General features: G+C 66.4%; 17 protein-coding genes. 7 read left to right on the forward strand and 10 right to left on the reverse strand.

The window, feature by feature from the left end; genetic code table 11:
- Positions 1 to 2,076 carry a TonB-dependent receptor plug domain-containing protein gene (locus HW932_RS14840; RefSeq protein ID WP_176977275.1) on the forward strand — a complete coding sequence of 692 codons (2,076 nt, stop codon included), beginning with the start codon at positions 1 to 3 and terminating at the stop codon, positions 2,074 to 2,076.
- 55 nt (positions 2,077 to 2,131) lie between these two features.
- The gene (locus tag HW932_RS14845; RefSeq protein WP_176977276.1) at positions 2,132 to 2,770 is read left to right on the forward strand and encodes a lysozyme family protein; all 639 of its coding nucleotides are present in this window, start codon (positions 2,132 to 2,134) and stop codon (positions 2,768 to 2,770) included.
- Between the two features lie 49 nt (positions 2,771 to 2,819).
- Here the strand turns inward: HW932_RS14845 and HW932_RS14850 are convergent, their stop codons facing one another.
- Complete coding sequence (locus HW932_RS14850) at positions 2,820 to 3,302, reverse strand: RES family NAD+ phosphorylase (RefSeq protein WP_176977277.1); 483 nt, start codon at positions 3,300 to 3,302, stop codon at positions 2,820 to 2,822.
- Positions 3,302 to 3,727 (reverse strand): type II RES/Xre toxin-antitoxin system antitoxin, encoded by a 426-nt coding sequence (gene parS, locus HW932_RS14855; RefSeq protein ID WP_343047372.1) that lies wholly within the window; start codon positions 3,725 to 3,727, stop codon positions 3,302 to 3,304. The genes HW932_RS14850 and parS overlap by 1 nt, the downstream gene beginning before the upstream one ends.
- A gap of 164 nt (positions 3,728 to 3,891) precedes the next feature.
- Between parS and HW932_RS22205 the strand changes: the two genes are divergently transcribed.
- The gene (locus tag HW932_RS22205; RefSeq protein ID WP_176977279.1) at positions 3,892 to 4,164 is read left to right on the forward strand and encodes a DUF2442 domain-containing protein; all 273 of its coding nucleotides are present in this window, start codon (positions 3,892 to 3,894) and stop codon (positions 4,162 to 4,164) included.
- On the opposite strand, the gene HW932_RS14865 is transcribed toward HW932_RS22205, so the two are convergent.
- The 3 genes from HW932_RS14865 to mobI all read right to left on the reverse strand — a co-directional run bounded on the left by HW932_RS14865 (position 4,124) and on the right by mobI (position 6,372).
- Positions 4,124 to 4,447 carry a helix-turn-helix domain-containing protein gene (locus tag HW932_RS14865; RefSeq protein WP_176977280.1) on the reverse strand — a complete coding sequence of 108 codons (324 nt, stop codon included), beginning with the start codon at positions 4,445 to 4,447 and terminating at the stop codon, positions 4,124 to 4,126. The two genes, HW932_RS22205 and HW932_RS14865, sit on opposite strands and share 41 nt — an antisense overlap.
- A 31-nt stretch (positions 4,448 to 4,478) precedes the next feature.
- On the reverse strand, positions 4,479 to 5,663 hold the full coding sequence (purT, locus tag HW932_RS14870) for a formate-dependent phosphoribosylglycinamide formyltransferase (RefSeq protein ID WP_176977281.1): 1,185 nt from the start codon (positions 5,661 to 5,663) through the stop codon (positions 4,479 to 4,481).
- A 184-nt stretch (positions 5,664 to 5,847) separates the two neighbouring features.
- A complete protein-coding gene (mobI, locus tag HW932_RS14875; protein WP_176977282.1) occupies positions 5,848 to 6,372 on the reverse strand; it encodes a conjugative transfer protein MobI(A/C) in 525 nt (174 codons plus the stop codon).
- A 718-nt stretch (positions 6,373 to 7,090) separates the two neighbouring features.
- On the opposite strand from mobI, the gene HW932_RS14880 reads away from it, so the two are divergent.
- Both HW932_RS14880 and HW932_RS14885 read left to right on the forward strand, forming a co-directional pair.
- Complete coding sequence (locus HW932_RS14880; protein WP_176977283.1) at positions 7,091 to 7,477, forward strand: hypothetical protein; 387 nt, start codon at positions 7,091 to 7,093, stop codon at positions 7,475 to 7,477.
- 54 nt (positions 7,478 to 7,531) lie between these two features.
- Entirely contained in the window at positions 7,532 to 8,260 is a 729-nt protein-coding gene (locus HW932_RS14885; protein ID WP_176977284.1) for a nucleotide-binding protein, read from the forward strand.
- Between the two features lie 267 nt (positions 8,261 to 8,527).
- Here HW932_RS14885 and HW932_RS14890 read toward each other — a convergent pair whose 3' ends face one another.
- Entirely contained in the window at positions 8,528 to 11,050 is a 2,523-nt protein-coding gene (locus tag HW932_RS14890) for a DUF3987 domain-containing protein (protein WP_176977285.1), read from the reverse strand.
- Positions 11,051 to 11,265: 215 nt separating this feature from the next.
- Positions 11,266 to 11,478: a helix-turn-helix transcriptional regulator gene (locus HW932_RS14895; RefSeq protein ID WP_176977286.1), complete on the reverse strand. Its 213-nt coding sequence runs from the start codon at positions 11,476 to 11,478 to the stop codon at positions 11,266 to 11,268.
- A gap of 107 nt (positions 11,479 to 11,585) precedes the next feature.
- Here HW932_RS14895 and HW932_RS14900 point away from each other — a divergent pair, with 107 nt between their 5' ends.
- Both HW932_RS14900 and HW932_RS14905 read left to right on the forward strand, forming a co-directional pair.
- Positions 11,586 to 12,206: a hypothetical protein gene (locus HW932_RS14900; RefSeq protein ID WP_176977287.1), complete on the forward strand. Its 621-nt coding sequence runs from the start codon at positions 11,586 to 11,588 to the stop codon at positions 12,204 to 12,206.
- Positions 12,207 to 12,328: 122 nt separating this feature from the next.
- Positions 12,329 to 12,601, forward strand: coding sequence for a WGR domain-containing protein (locus HW932_RS14905; protein ID WP_176977288.1), 273 nt, complete (start codon positions 12,329 to 12,331; stop codon positions 12,599 to 12,601).
- A gap of 55 nt (positions 12,602 to 12,656) precedes the next feature.
- Here HW932_RS14905 and HW932_RS14910 read toward each other — a convergent pair whose 3' ends face one another.
- The 3 genes from HW932_RS14910 to HW932_RS14920 are packed head-to-tail and all read right to left on the reverse strand — an operon-like array spanning position 12,657 to position 14,022.
- Positions 12,657 to 13,067: a hypothetical protein gene (locus HW932_RS14910; protein ID WP_176977289.1), complete on the reverse strand. Its 411-nt coding sequence runs from the start codon at positions 13,065 to 13,067 to the stop codon at positions 12,657 to 12,659.
- A gap of 43 nt (positions 13,068 to 13,110) precedes the next feature.
- On the reverse strand, positions 13,111 to 13,599 hold the full coding sequence (locus tag HW932_RS14915; RefSeq protein ID WP_176977290.1) for a DUF1648 domain-containing protein: 489 nt from the start codon (positions 13,597 to 13,599) through the stop codon (positions 13,111 to 13,113).
- 18 nt (positions 13,600 to 13,617) lie between these two features.
- Positions 13,618 to 14,022 carry a hypothetical protein gene (locus HW932_RS14920; RefSeq protein ID WP_176977291.1) on the reverse strand — a complete coding sequence of 135 codons (405 nt, stop codon included), beginning with the start codon at positions 14,020 to 14,022 and terminating at the stop codon, positions 13,618 to 13,620.
- Positions 14,023 to 14,048: the final 26 nt, after the last annotated feature.

Here is a 14,048-nt window from a genome sequence, read left to right on the forward strand (position 1 = left end):
ATGAAACCCTGGTGCCTGACCTCCCTGGCCTTGCTGGCCACACCGACCCTGGCCGAGGAGACGCTGCAGGCGCTGTTTGGCTCCGAACAAAGCGTGACGATCGCGACTGGCCGCGCGCACGCCTATCGCACCGCTCCGGCGGTGGCTACAGTGATTACCGCCGAAGACATCCGCCGGAGCGGCTTTCGCTCCGTCGTCGAGGCATTGCGTCTGGTCCCGGGCTTTCATCAGGGTCTGACCAGTGACTATGGCGCCAATCTGGCGGTCCGCGGTTTTTCCAGCCTGGGGTCCGGCAATCTGCTGGTCCTGCTTGATGGTGTGGCACAAACCGACTGGATCTTCGGTAATCCATTCAGCGTGCTGGGGACGATCCCGCTGGAGGTGATCGAGCGCCTTGAAGTCACCCGGGGGCCGGGATCCTCCGTGTTTGGCGCTGATGCCTTTTCCGGCGTGATCAATGTCATCACCCGGGATCGGGTCGAGCAGGGTCAGCTCACCCTCGGCGGCGGCTCGGACGCCACCGCCGAAGCACGACTGCTGGCCGGAGACGCCACCGAGGATCGCGCCCTGGTGCTCAGCGCGCAGGCGACCACCAGCGCCGGTCATCGCCCCACGATCGGGCGCGATCAGTTGTCCGTGATCGATGCCGGGCTGGGGACGGCCTTCTCGGGGGCGCCCAGTGCCGTGGAGACCGATCAGCGTGATCTGGGCGTGCTCCTCAAGGGGCAGCTGGGCGCGACCCGCGCTCTGGCGCGTCTGTCGCGCACCCACGAGGCGCTCGGAGCCGGCGTGCTCGGAGTCATCGATCCCACGGGCCTGCGCACCCGTGAGACCGTGGAGGGGCATCTGGCGCACACGCTGCAATTCAATCCGCAGTTCGGGATGACGCTGCGCCTGGAGGGCGCCCAAACGCGCCTGACCCTAGCGGAAGCCACCTGGTTGCCGGATTCGGCGCTGGTGCCCGAGGGTGTGCGTTTCGACTCCGGCGCCGAACAGGAGACCTGGCGGCTGCGCGCCGACGGACGCTATGCCGCCGGCCCGCGGCACTTCATCAGCGCCGGTCTGGCCTACGAGCAGTTGCACTATCGGCTCGACGCCCTGGAGTGGCTCGGCCTCGATGATCTGGAAACCCGCGCCCGAAGCGGGCTGGGAATCGGGACGACGGTTGGACTGGGCACGGGACTCGACGCCCAGCTCAGTGCCCTGGTCACGGCGCTGTCGGCGGCGGCGACACCCACCGAAACGGCGGGGCGGCGGCACTTGTACTCGGCCTATGTCCAGGATGAATGGTGGCTGGCACCCAAATGGTCGCTGACCTGGGGCGCGCGCCTGGATGACTACACCGGGATCGATCAACAGATCAGCCCGCGCGCGGTCCTGGTCTGGACCCCCGAGCCGGACTGGACGCTCAAAGCCCTCTATGGCGAGGGCTTCCGGGTGCCGACCGTGCTCGAAACCCAGGGCGGGCTGTTGCCCACCTATCAGGCCAACAGCGAACTCCAGGCCGAACGTCTGCGCACCGTTGAGCTGGCGGTGGAGTTTCAGCCGCGTCCGGCCCTGTCACTGGGACTGAATGTCTTTCGCCATGAAACGGTCGATCAGATCCGGCTGCAGAATCGCGGACTCTATGCCGAGCCAGAGAATGTCGGGCGTCAGGTCGGTGAGGGCTTCGAGGTCGAATGGCGTTGGACCCTGTCGCGCCGCTGGCTGTGGCGCGGCTGGTATGCCTATCAATCCAACGTCGATGAGACCACTGGAGCCGATGCCGGCTATAGCCCGCATCACCGCCTCTATGCTTCGCTGCAATCGCAGTGGGGGCGCACCTTCGTCAACCTGCAGGGGCTGTATGTCGGCGACCGGGCGCGGGTGGCGGAGGATGCGCGCGCCGAGGCGCCCGAGTACGGCCAGCTCGATCTGCTCGTCCGCCATGAACTGACGCGGCGGGTGTCGCTGCAATTCGATGTGCGCAATCTGCTCAATTCCAATCGGCTGGAGGCCTCCCCCGGCACCTCTCTGCCCCAGGATCTACCGCTAGCCGGGCGGTTGTATTACGCCGCGCTCGAAGTGCGTTTTTAGCGCCAGGTCGGACGCGGCGCGCCCGGTCTTTCAATGTGATGAGGAGTCTTACGCGATGCTTGAGCGTCTTTTGGTCGCGATCATGCTTTGGAGTCTGGGCCTGGGCGGCGCGGTCCAGGCCGCCCCGCCGATTCGCCTGATCAGTGCCTCCTCGGCGTCCGCTGTCTCCAAGGCTGAGGCGGGAGGGGCCTTCTTGCGCGGCACCCTGTGGGAGACGGTGGCGGCGCGTCACGGACTCGATCCGCACTGGCTCTATGGGGTGGCGCTCCAGGAGAGCCGCCGTCGCGCCGGTCCGGGGCGTGCGCAGCCGTGGCCCTATACGCTGCGCAGCCCCGAGGGACCACAGTTCCATCGCTCCCGGGCCGAGGCGGCCCACGCCCTGCGTCAACTGCTTGCGCGCCATCCGCCCCGGGCCATCGATGTCGGGCTATTGCAGATCAACCTGCACTGGCATGGCCAGCGGGTGCGCGCTCCGGAAGACCTGCTCGATGCCCGCACCAACCTCGAACTTGGCGCCCGGCTGCTGGCCGAGGCCGTCGGCTCGGCCCCCGATGATTTGGTCTTGGGACTGGGACGCTACCACCACTGGCGGGATTCCAGCCGGGCACGCGCCTATGGTCGGCGGGTGCTGGCCATGGCGGCGGCACTCGAGGCGGGCGTTCGGCCACAGGCTGACCACATCAATGGGCGGTGAAACCATGGAATCACGATCCGGCCTAGCGTGTGGGGAGGCCTCAAACGTCTCAAGGTTCCATATGGCGTAACAGGCGTATATCGGTCGCGAGCGAATGCGGTTGGCCGATCTGGATATGCGCAAAGTCCGGATGCAGCGGATTGAGGAGCCGGTTGCGCTCCAGGGGCATGACCGCGCTGGGAACGCTGAGTATGGCCGTCTCACCGGCCGCCAGCCAGTCACGCCCCATGGCTTGCAGCCCATCCCGCCCTCCCAGGGTGCGCCAGTCCTCGGGCAGCTGATCGCTCTCAAGGCGCGTCTCGGCCAGGGACTCGGGCCACTGGGCCTGGATCAAGACATAGTGCGCCCGCAGTGGCGCGTCCTGAACCAGCATCTCCAGCAACGCCAGCGAGGGTGACTCGGCGGTGTAGACCATGGGCCAGCCTTTCGGATTCCAGCGTCCGCCATAGCGTCTGGCCCCCTCCCAGCTGAACGCCTGCGCGGCGAAGCGGGCGGTGGTGATGCGCCAGGCCGTGCCTGTGCCTGTCGGCATCAGGCAAAGACCCCGTGCTCGATGCGCCCCAGCGTGTCCAGGACGCTCTCGGCGCCGATTTCGGTGTCCAGCAGCGACAGCGGCGAAACACCGCCGAGCGCGGCATTGACGGCTTGCAGCCAGTTCAGGGCCACCTCGGCGGACTCGAACACGCCCTCAGCGCGCTCGACCACACGCGCCAACCGCACCACCTTGGCCGACTCGTCCGGCGACAAGGCGCCCTCGCGTTTGCGTCGGACCAGTGTGCGTTCAGGAATGGCCAACGCCTGGGCCAGTTGTGACTGGGTCAGGTGTGTCGAGCGGACCAGGCTGTCGACGGACGCCGCCGGCAATCCCTGGCGGACCAGGGCCACCCAATCCATGGGTTGACGCGGTTGCGCGTGCAAAACACGCCGACCGCCCAGCAGACCGGCGGCGGAACTCACAGGGGGGGGTATCGGTGCAGACATGAGCATGGCCATTTGGCGTTCGTGTAGAACAATATTGGCGTATCTTTGACCCAAAAGTAAAGCCGCCACGCCTCCGCGACACCCTCACGCCACCGCCTTCTACGGACTCCCTGGACACCGATGGGGCCTGGCCGCGCGGATTGCGCGCCGAGCCGTTTGACGGTTTCCGGTTGTGGATCACCTTCATCGACGGACAGATCTATGCCGTCGATTTTCGACCCCTGTTTGAAGCCTCGCCCGGACTCGCCCTCGTGCGTGATCCGGCCGTCTTCGCCACCACCACCGTCATCGAAGGCTGGACGGTGACCTGGCCATCGCCCGATATTCAGATCGGGCCGATAGCCTGTGGCTCAATGAAACGATCAGTGAGACTCAGAGCAGGGCGTCGAGTCCCTTGCGTTCCAGCAAGTTGAGCAGCTTCCGCGAGGGACCGCTTGGGTGCTTGTCGCCCAGCTCCCACTGACGAACGGCGGACGGACTGGTGTTGAGCAGGGAGGCCAAAACGGTTTGGCTCAACTGATAACGGTCGCGCAGGGCGCGAATTTTTGTGCTGTCGTATTCGGGGATCGGATCCAGACACAGGGCGTCATAGTGACGCCTCTTGCGCTGGTCGATGAAGCCCAGGCGATGCAGATCAGTCGCTGTACCGTGCACGGACTCCAGGAGGCGGCTTTTGGGCTTATTCGGTGTGGTCATGGCAGACTCGATTGGGGCAAGATGCGAGGCGTTACTCCAGCTCGACCTGCACCTGATCGGCCACGCGCACGGCCCGTGCGGTGGCCTCCTCCACACTCTGGCCGCACGCCAGGGCCACGCCCAGCCGGCGTCGCCCCTGCACCTCGGGCTTGCCGAACAGCCGCAGATCGGTTCCGGGTTCGGCCAGGGCGGCGGCCAGGTTGCCGAAGCGCGGCTGTGTGGACACCCCTTCGGCCAGAATGACCGCCGAGGCCGCCGGCCCCTGCTGACGGATGGCGGGGATCGGTAATCCCAGAATCGCACGGGCGTGCAGGGCAAACTCCGAGAGATCCTGTGAGATCAGTGTCACCAGCCCCGTATCATGGGGACGCGGCGAGACCTCGCTGAAGATCACCTCATCGCCGCGCACGAAGAGTTCGACGCCGAAGATCCCCTGCCCGCCCAGCGCCTCCGTCACTTGGGCGGCGATGGCCTGGGCACGTTCCAGCGCGCGCGGCGTCATCGGCTGCGGCTGCCAGGATTCACGATAGTCGCCCTCTTCCTGGCGATGGCCGATCGGTTCGCAGAAGGTGGTGCCGTCGCGATGGCGTACCGTCAGCAGGGTGATTTCGTAGTCGAAGTCGATGAAGCCCTCGACGATCACCCGGCCACCACCGGCGCGACCGCCGACCTGGGCATAGTCCCAGGCCGCCGGCAGGTCGTCAGCGTGGCGCACCAGGCTCTGGCCCTTGCCCGAGGAGCTCATGATCGGTTTGACCACGCACGGCAGACCGATTTCGGCGACCGCCTGCTCGAACTCAGCGGGCGTGTCGGCAAACCGGTAGTTCGAGGTCGGCAATCCCAGTTCCTCAGCCACCAGACGGCGGATGCCCTCGCGGTTCATGGTCAGATGGACGGCGCGGGCGGTGGGCACGACCCGGAACCCGTCGGCTTCCAGTTCCAGCAGCGTCTCGGTGGCGATCGCCTCGATCTCGGGGACGATGAGGTCGGGACGCTCCTGCTCGATCACCCGCCGCAGCTCGGCCCCGTCGAGCATCGAAAAACAGTGGGCGCTATCGGCCACCTGCATCGCCGGGGCATTGGCATAGCGGTCGCAGGCGATGACCTCGACGCCGAGACGCTTGAGTTCGATCGCGACCTCTTTACCGAGCTCGCCGGCCCCGCAGAGCAGTACCTTGGTGGCTGAGGGGGTCAAAGCGGTTCCGAGTGTGGGCATGGGGGCTCCGCAGGGCAGGCGGTGGATGGGATTGGGGAATGACAATCCGGATGAGGATCGTGAACGCGATGATAGGACGCCACGCGGGGGGCATCCAGTGCCACGCCGCTACGACTGAACCTGGGTGAGGACGCTGAATCTCAGGCGTCGCGTGGCGCTTCAGGCGCACGCGCGACGCTGGGGTTCAGTCCTGAAGCTCGAACGCCAGCCCGCTGTCGGGCCGCTCGCGTCGCTCCAGGAGCACAGTGAGGTGTCGCACCTGACGCCGCAGAAGCCCGATCTGGTGCAACAGGAGACGGATCTCGGCGAAGCGCGGCTCATAGGTCTCGATCAGCGCCCACTCCCAGGGTTCGAGCCGACCGAAGGTGCGCCGTGCATAGCGATGTCCGGAGCCGCGCGCGATGTAGTCGGTCCGCTGCTGTCCCCGGACCCGAAACCATTCGATCAGGAACACCCCCGGAGCCGAGCGCGGTGAGGGAGACCGGCGCACCCGTACCCCAACCGAGCCGCGTGCGTGATAGGGATGGGCCTCGCGCGCCTGGAGCAGGGCGTCCATGCAGTCGGTGGCCAAGGCGACCGCCTCAGCGTACAGGGTATCAAGCCGCCTCAGCGTCGCCGACTCGACGGCGGCCCAGAGCGGGTCCGGCTCGGCAGTTTCATTCCCCGTCCAGTCCAGGCTGTCGTGCGTTGTCGGTCTCTGTGAGTGCATCTGGCTTTGTTTGCCCGCTTTTGACCTACTTAACTGGGTGAAACCTCGCTCATGTTTCACCCCTACGCCGCGCGCTGACACCTCGGCCGGTTTCACCCTCGGGGTTCGGGTGATGGGGGTTCACCGTCTAAACCCGCGATGGAACAGGCACTTGCATCCTCCGCACGCGACCGTTGTTTCACCCCTGTTGGCGCCGCCGGCCCGTTTTACCCCGAGGCCGGACGTGTGGACGCCGGACTCACCCGCTGGGGTGGGCGGCGGTTTCACCTCCCCATTCACCCCAGACAGGTTTCACCCCGCCAAATCCCCTGATCCAACAGGCGGTTGCAGACGACCGCACCTCGCCGTGTTTCACCCCCCGAGTGATGGGGCGAGGTTTCACCCCGCTGAGCGCGCGGTGGCGGTCGGCTGACGGCGGCGGTCGTGGAGCCATCAACCCCGTCAACCCCCGCCACCCCAAGCCTAGCCGGATGGCCGTGGCCCGTCAGCCGGAAACGGTGCCTGGACATAAGGACCGTAGATGCCGGACAGGCCTCCGGGCGCCGACTAAGATCGGCGCTCCGGGTATGGCGTCCGCCGGGCGCATTCTGAGCGACCAGATGACCGAATGGGTCATAACGGACAGGACGGACACTCAGCGGACAGCCGATGGACACCCCTGGGACAGTCGACGGACATCCGGGGGACACCGGGTTTGCACTGAGCGGGGAGGACAACGATGGCGGAGGAGCGGCTCGACCCGGAACGGATCCTGACACAGCTGGCCCGGACGCCGGCCGCTCGTCCCTCCAGGGCGCGGGCGTTCATGCAGCAGCACCAGGCGGCGATCCGCCGGGCACTGGCCGTCGGCTACCGGGCCAGCGCACTCTACCGGGCGCTGGCCGCGCTGGGTCATCCGCCGCCGATGAGTCTGCGGCAGTTTCGACGCTATCTGGCGGCCTGGCGACCGGCTCCGAGCGCCGTCACGACGGTACTCAGCCGCTCCAGCGCCTCGCCTGTCCGCGTCCCCACGCCGCCCCGCCAGGATTCAGGCCCCCAGCCGCCCGCCCGGCCACCCGCCACCTTTCACTGGGATCCGCTCAGCGACGACAGCGAAATCCATTAGGCGCCCTCCCCGGCGCGTCCCGCTCCATTCCAACCGTGCATGAGGTCATCTGCGATGTCGATTCTGTATCTGACGCTCCAGGCCAAGGGCGGCGTGGGCAAGAGCTATGTCTCCTCGATCCTGGCCCAGTATCTTCAGGAACGCGGGCGCTCGGTGCGCTGTATCGACACCGATACCACCAACCCCACCCTGCTGCGCTACCGGCCGTTGCAGTGCACCTATCTGCGGCTGGCCGAGGAGCACGTCGTCAATCCGCGCGCCTTCGATCAGCTGGTCGAGACCCTCACGAGTGCAGAAACCGACACGCACTTCGTCGTCGATGTCGGCAGCAACGGCTTTCAGCCGTTGATGGCCTACGCCGTCGAGAATGAGCTGTTCAGCCTGTTGGACACCTTGGGCGTGCAGGTGATCCTCAACTCGGTCATCGCCGGCGGACCGGATGTGGCCGAGACGCTCAGCAGCACCAAGGCGGTCCTGGAGCACACACAGGCGCCGACCCTGATCTGGCTCAATGCCCATCTGGGGACGCTGGAGCATCGTGGCTGTCCGGTCACGGAGCTGGAGCTGTTTCGGGTGTTCGAAGCACGCATTCTGGGCTGGATCCGGCTGGCGAAATACCCAGCCGCCACCTTCGGCCAGGATGTCGAGCAGATGCTCAAGCAGCGCTGGACCTTCGATGAGGCCATCGAGCGGTTGCGACTGATGCCGCAGACGCGACTGCGCCGGGTCAAGCAGGCGCTCTGGGAGCAGCTGGATCAGGTCTTCGGGGCCGCCGCCCCGTAGACCGCGCGGGCGACACGGGCGACAGGGGCGACAATTCAAATCATTCAATGACTTGTCGTGAAAATCTGGGGGCGACAGGCGGGCGACTCAGGGCGACACCGGTAGCAGGTCTGCCCACTCTGTCGCCCCGTGTCGCCCCGCTATCGCGCGATGTCGCCCCTCATAAGCGCTTGTTTTTATTGAATTGTCGCCCGTGTCGCCCGTGTCGCCCGTGTCGCCCGTGTCGCCCAGGGCACCGACCAACACATCGCTCGTCTTTCCCCACGTTCAGACCGGGATCGACGCTTCGCGAATCTGCGTGATCACACCCCAGTGCGCCCCATCGCGGTAGACGAGTCGCGCTTGCTCCAGGGTGGCCAGGGCGGTGTCGCGCCGCGCTTCGGTGCGCAGTGCCTTGGGACCGATGCGCAGCATCGAGCGTTCGTGCGCCCGCGCACCCGGCTGCTCCAGCAGCCAGGCATACAGCTTCAGGGCGCCGGCGCGGGCGTCCTGGACATCCCGCTCCCCGAAGACCCCGTGCCAGGTCTCCAGGGCGTAGTTGGCCAAGGCGATCCCCCGGCGCAGCGCCTCGACTTCGAGGCGGGTCGTCTGCGGTTGTTCAAAGACCGCCAGCACAGCCCCCAGGCGGAACGCCTGCTCGGTGAGGCGCACGGCAAACGGCTTGATGTCGCGCAGCCGAGCGCCGCGTCCCTTGGCGAGGTGCTCCAGACGCTCGAAGAACTCCCCACCCAACTGCGAGGCCTCGGCGGTGGGTTCCAGGACCGGGAGTCCGCCACAGTCCTCACTGAGCGGCCGCTCCAGCAGTCGCTGACAGGCCCGCCAGTAATCACCGATCGCCGAATCACGGTCGGCCCGCCACGGCTGGGCGCGACGCGGGATGGCGGGTTCCGGCCAGGCGAGCAGAAAACGCGGCCAGAAGCCGATGCTCACGAGCAGTGGATCGAGCAAGGTATCCTGGGCCGCCTCCGGTTGTAGCATCCAATGCAGCGAAAGCCGCCGGTCGTAGAGCTGGATGCGTCCGACCGTGCCGCGCGCCACCGAGATTTCGCCGTCGTCCCACAGGCCATTGAAGGTTGCGGCCGTCTTGGTACGGTTGTCACGGCTCATGCCGTAGCCCGCTAGCAGGGCGGCGGCCTCGGCGGTGAAGACACCTTGCGACGGCAGCCCTTGCAGAAAGCTCCGGCGTAACCCCTCGACCGTGCCATCGCGCGCGATGCGGTAGGGTTCGCGCGGGGGCACGGCCGTCGTGGATTGAGCGGTGGTTTCCAGTTCGGCGCGATACGCCTGGGCGGCGGCCCGTTGCCACGCCTGGATCGCGGTCTGGGCGACGCTGTCGACGGCCGATTTGCCGTCGCCCGACTCGCTGATCGTCAGCAGATAGAGCGAAAGCGGCTTGATCGACTCCAGCGTGCGGACATTGGCGAGCGATTGGGCCAGCAAGGCCGCCGTCGCCAACAGTGCCTGCCCGGCCAGGGCGGGACGCACCTGCAACCCCGCCACCAGGGCACGACAGGCGTCGGCCAGCGAACCCAAGGCGTCCAGGGGATAGTCGATACTCAACGGGGTCTCGGGCGCCAGCGCCTGCTGGGCCTGACGGCGTAAGGCGGCTTTGTCGAGCACGTCCCCGCTCTCCCCGCCCGTCGCCTGTCCAAACGTCGTCGCCGGAGTGCCTGCGGGCGTTGGCACTGACAGTTGGGGGCGCGTCGTCAGTCCCAACGCACGGGCCGCGGCACGCACGGCGGCCGTTATGTCGCCGCCGTGTGCCAGAAGACAATAGACACTGAAGGCGTCGTGCGCCTGCCCCGTGTTCAGGGGATCCTGAGCATGCGACGAATAGACGCGCTCAGGGCGGCTGTCCGGCAACACGCGGACGCCCGGCCTTCGCGACGTGCTCGCCGGATGCAGCCAACGCTGTGCGCCCTGGGGGAGATAGCCATACCGCGCCAGCAGCTCGCCGATGGGATGGGCCGCATTGAACGCCGCGATGACGTTCGTCGTTTGACGCCCCGCCTCACTGTGCGCAGTCTGCATGCGGAGTGCCGTGATCCGGCGGCTCTCGGCGAGCACGACCTCCACCGGCAGCGGCTCACCGGCGAGGACGTGATGGCAAAACGCTTCGCGCCGCTCCAGCGGACACCGTGGCAGATAATAGAGTCGGGCCGGTTCCAGGCAGGCGGCGTCCAGACAGTCGCTGAGTCCGAGCCAGGCCGCGACCTGTAGACCTATGGGCCGCAACTCTACCGGCTGTAACGGGCGGCTCAAGGCCAACACCAAGCGATAGCGCGGATGCACCCGATCCCCTGGCTGAACACGGGGATCGAGATGCGCGTAGGAGGTATGCAGGATGGCGCGCCACCCTTGGAGCGCCAGCTCGGCGACCATGGCCTCGACGCTCGGCGGCTCGGGACCGACCACGGTCTTGACCCCGGTCGCCCGGTCGAGACGGGTGTGCGCCTCGACATCGAGCACCAGCGCCGAGATCGACTCGACGCGCTCGGCCCGACGCGCTCCGGGAGCGATGGCCGCCGGCAACCAGGCCGCTCCCTCCTTGATGCCGACCTGGATGGCTCCCAACCGCCGGGCGAGCACCGACCAACGCAGACGCCGGGCGTGCGCAATCGGTTGGTTGGCGGCGCGGACAAAGGCCACGTCCAGCCAAGGGTCAGCGGAATCCGTTTCCGGATCCGGCGGCGCGCTGACGGGAACGTGATCGGCCGGACGGGAACCGAGCGGATTCGGATTGCACGAAGCCGCCGGAGGCGGTTCGGTCGCTTGCGGAGTCAGGGTCATCGGAGCGCCTCACAAAGACCGCGAGACCAACCGTGACGCCAGTCGGCACAGGCGTGGCGCAGGCATCGCACGCGCGCTGGGTGCGGTACACTGTGACGTGCCGGTGCTCAACCGTCGGTCGCGGTTGGAGCGTCGTGGCCGGGACGCGGGTCCGTCCCGGCCGACTGTGCCCGACGGTTCAGACCCGTCGGGCACGCCTGTTTCGAGCGAGTCCTTTACTCCGGCTGGTCCCGAGGCGCGGCCGCCCGCGCGGCTTGCCACTGCTCGATCTCCTCGGCATCCCACACCACGGTGCGCAAACCCAGACGAATCGGCGCCGGCATCAGGCCGCGCGCCACCCAGCGGCGCAGCGTCGAGCGATGTACGGAAAGATGCGTGGCGAGCGCCCGCTCGCGCAGATAGCGACGTGGTGTGGCAAACGTAGACATGTTGATGTATCCGTTCTAAACCATAACAATTAGCCGTCCGCTAACGGTAGCGACTCCATACGACGTGCAACGCGCAGATGTAACTGTTTGGTACAATAACAGACAAGATGAAAAAAGCAACTCCACCCGAGATGACCCATCGTGATGCACAGCTGCTCGATGTCCTGAAAACGGGATTTGGCCTGGACTCCGATGCGCAGGTCGCCGCTTTCCTGGGCATCACCCGCACCACCATCCATAGCGTGCGCCATGGCAAGGCGCGTCTGGGCATCCTGCAGCGGTTGAAGATCCTCGACCACATCGGCTTTCTGCAGAGCCGCCAATGGCTGGAAAGCTTGCTGCCCGAGCGACTGAGTGAACGCATTCGCCAGTCCAGTCAGGCGCTCGCGCAACGTCAGGCCCGGGCGCGCCAGCGTCTGGAACGTGATCTCAACGTCGAGGGCGAACTGCTGGATTTGGTGCAGGATGCCTGCAGATTCCGGACCGATACCGAGTTGGCCGACTTTCTCGGCGTGGCGCGCAACACGGTCTCCAATGTGCGGGCGGGGCGCGCCAGCCTGGGGCCGCGTCCGCGTCTACGCATCCTCAACCAGTTCGCGCCTTTCGATACCGAACGGGTCGAGGCCGTCCTCGACTCGACCGAGGACTTGATCCAGGCCGTGCGGGAGTGGATGGAGAAGCGTGAACAGCTCACGCCGCCGGATCGGCTGCATCATCCGCTCGATTGACTCGGTAAAAACAGCTCTTTAACGTGTCATGTTCAAGAGGCGCTTGCCGCCCCAAGCCGACATGGCCACAGTACAACCGAACAAGTCGCCCGAGTGCGACGATACCGCCGCGCCGCCCCATCATGCCCCGCCTGGATCCCGAGCCGCCATACCGCTGGATTCACCCCGAGAAGCAGCGTTACTACAGCGTCACCCTGGTCCGTGACCTGTTCGGTGACTGGACGCTACTCCAGTGCTGGGGAGGGATCGGCTCACATCTGGGTGGACAGCGAATCGTTTGGGTTGAGTCGCGCGAGGCCGGACTGAAACAGATCGCGGCGATCGGAAAGCGGCGCCGGCAGCATGGCTATCGGGAGCAGGAGCCAGTCTCCACAGACAGCCGACGGACGTCATAAAGACCGTGAGCTCACGAGGATGCTTCAAGCACCGGCGAACCGGATCAGCCCGCCCTCAACCCGACTCACCACCCGCGTTGACCTCGATCCCTTCGGAACGCAACGCCGCCACGATGTTGGTTCTCAGCTTCGCCGCGATCCTGGACTCAGCCGGTTGGCGTTTGAGCCACTGTTTGAAGGAACGCCTCGGCTCGATGAACACACGCCAGGTCACGGGCTGGCCACCATAGCCGTCGCCGGCCTCGCATTGGCTGCTGCACCCGATCATCACTTCCGCCTCGCCCTCGATGTACTCGATGAACCAGCCCCAGTCCTCGCCCACGGGATAGCTGGTGAAGAGGCCCGCCCGGGCGAGCGCCTGCGAGAGCCACAGGGCCAGCTCGAACCCATAGACACCGGGATTGGCCTGACAGTCTTCCGGCAGGAAGGGAAGGAATCTGTCAGTGGTGAATTCGAGGTCGTTCATGGTCGGGGCACATGGGCGGCGTGGATCGGTTTTCCGGCTCGGGTCAAACGGACGGCCGCCGGAAGGCTCGGACCAGACTCCAAGTCCAGTACAGGGTATAGATGAGAAAGCTCCCGAGCGCGACGAGAAACAGCGGCCCATCGAGGCGTACCGGGTCGGAGAGGTTGGCTTGCAGGGTCAGCCACTCGGCCACCAACAGAAACCCGAACAGCGCCGTGCCGAAGGCCTGGAGTCGCTCGTGAAGCCGCACAGCCGTCGCTTCACGACGTTCCGGGGCCAGCCAGTAGGCGCGATTGGGCAGATTGATCCAGCGGGCAGGAACCCGCCGCACCAGATCGGCACTGCGCGTCAGCAGCCCGAACAGCAGCAGCGACAGTCCCACGCTCAGGCCGGTCATGGCCAGACTCGATCCCCAGTCATCGGGGACACCGCCCGGGCCGAAATGGATCGCCACCCGCTCGGGCAGGAAGGTCCAGGACACCAGAGCCAGGAGCAGGTTGGCGAAAAAGCTCATATAAAGGGCCAGACGCATCCTCGACTCCAGTTCGTTTCACTTCCAGGGCCAGCCGCCATCGATCTGGCCATGCTCGAAGAACGTCCGGCAGCGCGGACAGAGATAGAGCACCGGCGACCCCATGTACGGCGTCTTGAGCACGCGCGAAGGACCACCGCAGCGCGGGCAGGCATGGATACGCCGGTGCAACCAATAGGCCAGCACGAGCCAGGGCGCGACGATCCAAAACAGATCCGCCTGCAACCCCGCCGCTGCCAACAACGGAATACCCGGAAAGGTGCCGAGCAACACCATGACCAGCCAGACCCGGAAGCGTCGTTCGGCCCGTGCCGGAAACGCGCACTCGCGATAGCGATGACCGTTCTGTTGAAGTTCGCGCCCATCCTCGGAGAAGAGGACGCCCGTATAGCGGTATCCCCGGCGTCGGTCGGTCAGCGACATCGCAGATTCCTCATGCAATAGATCGA

Source organism: Allochromatium humboldtianum (genome assembly GCF_013385175.1).
GTDB lineage: Bacteria > Pseudomonadota > Gammaproteobacteria > Chromatiales > Chromatiaceae > Thermochromatium > Thermochromatium humboldtianum.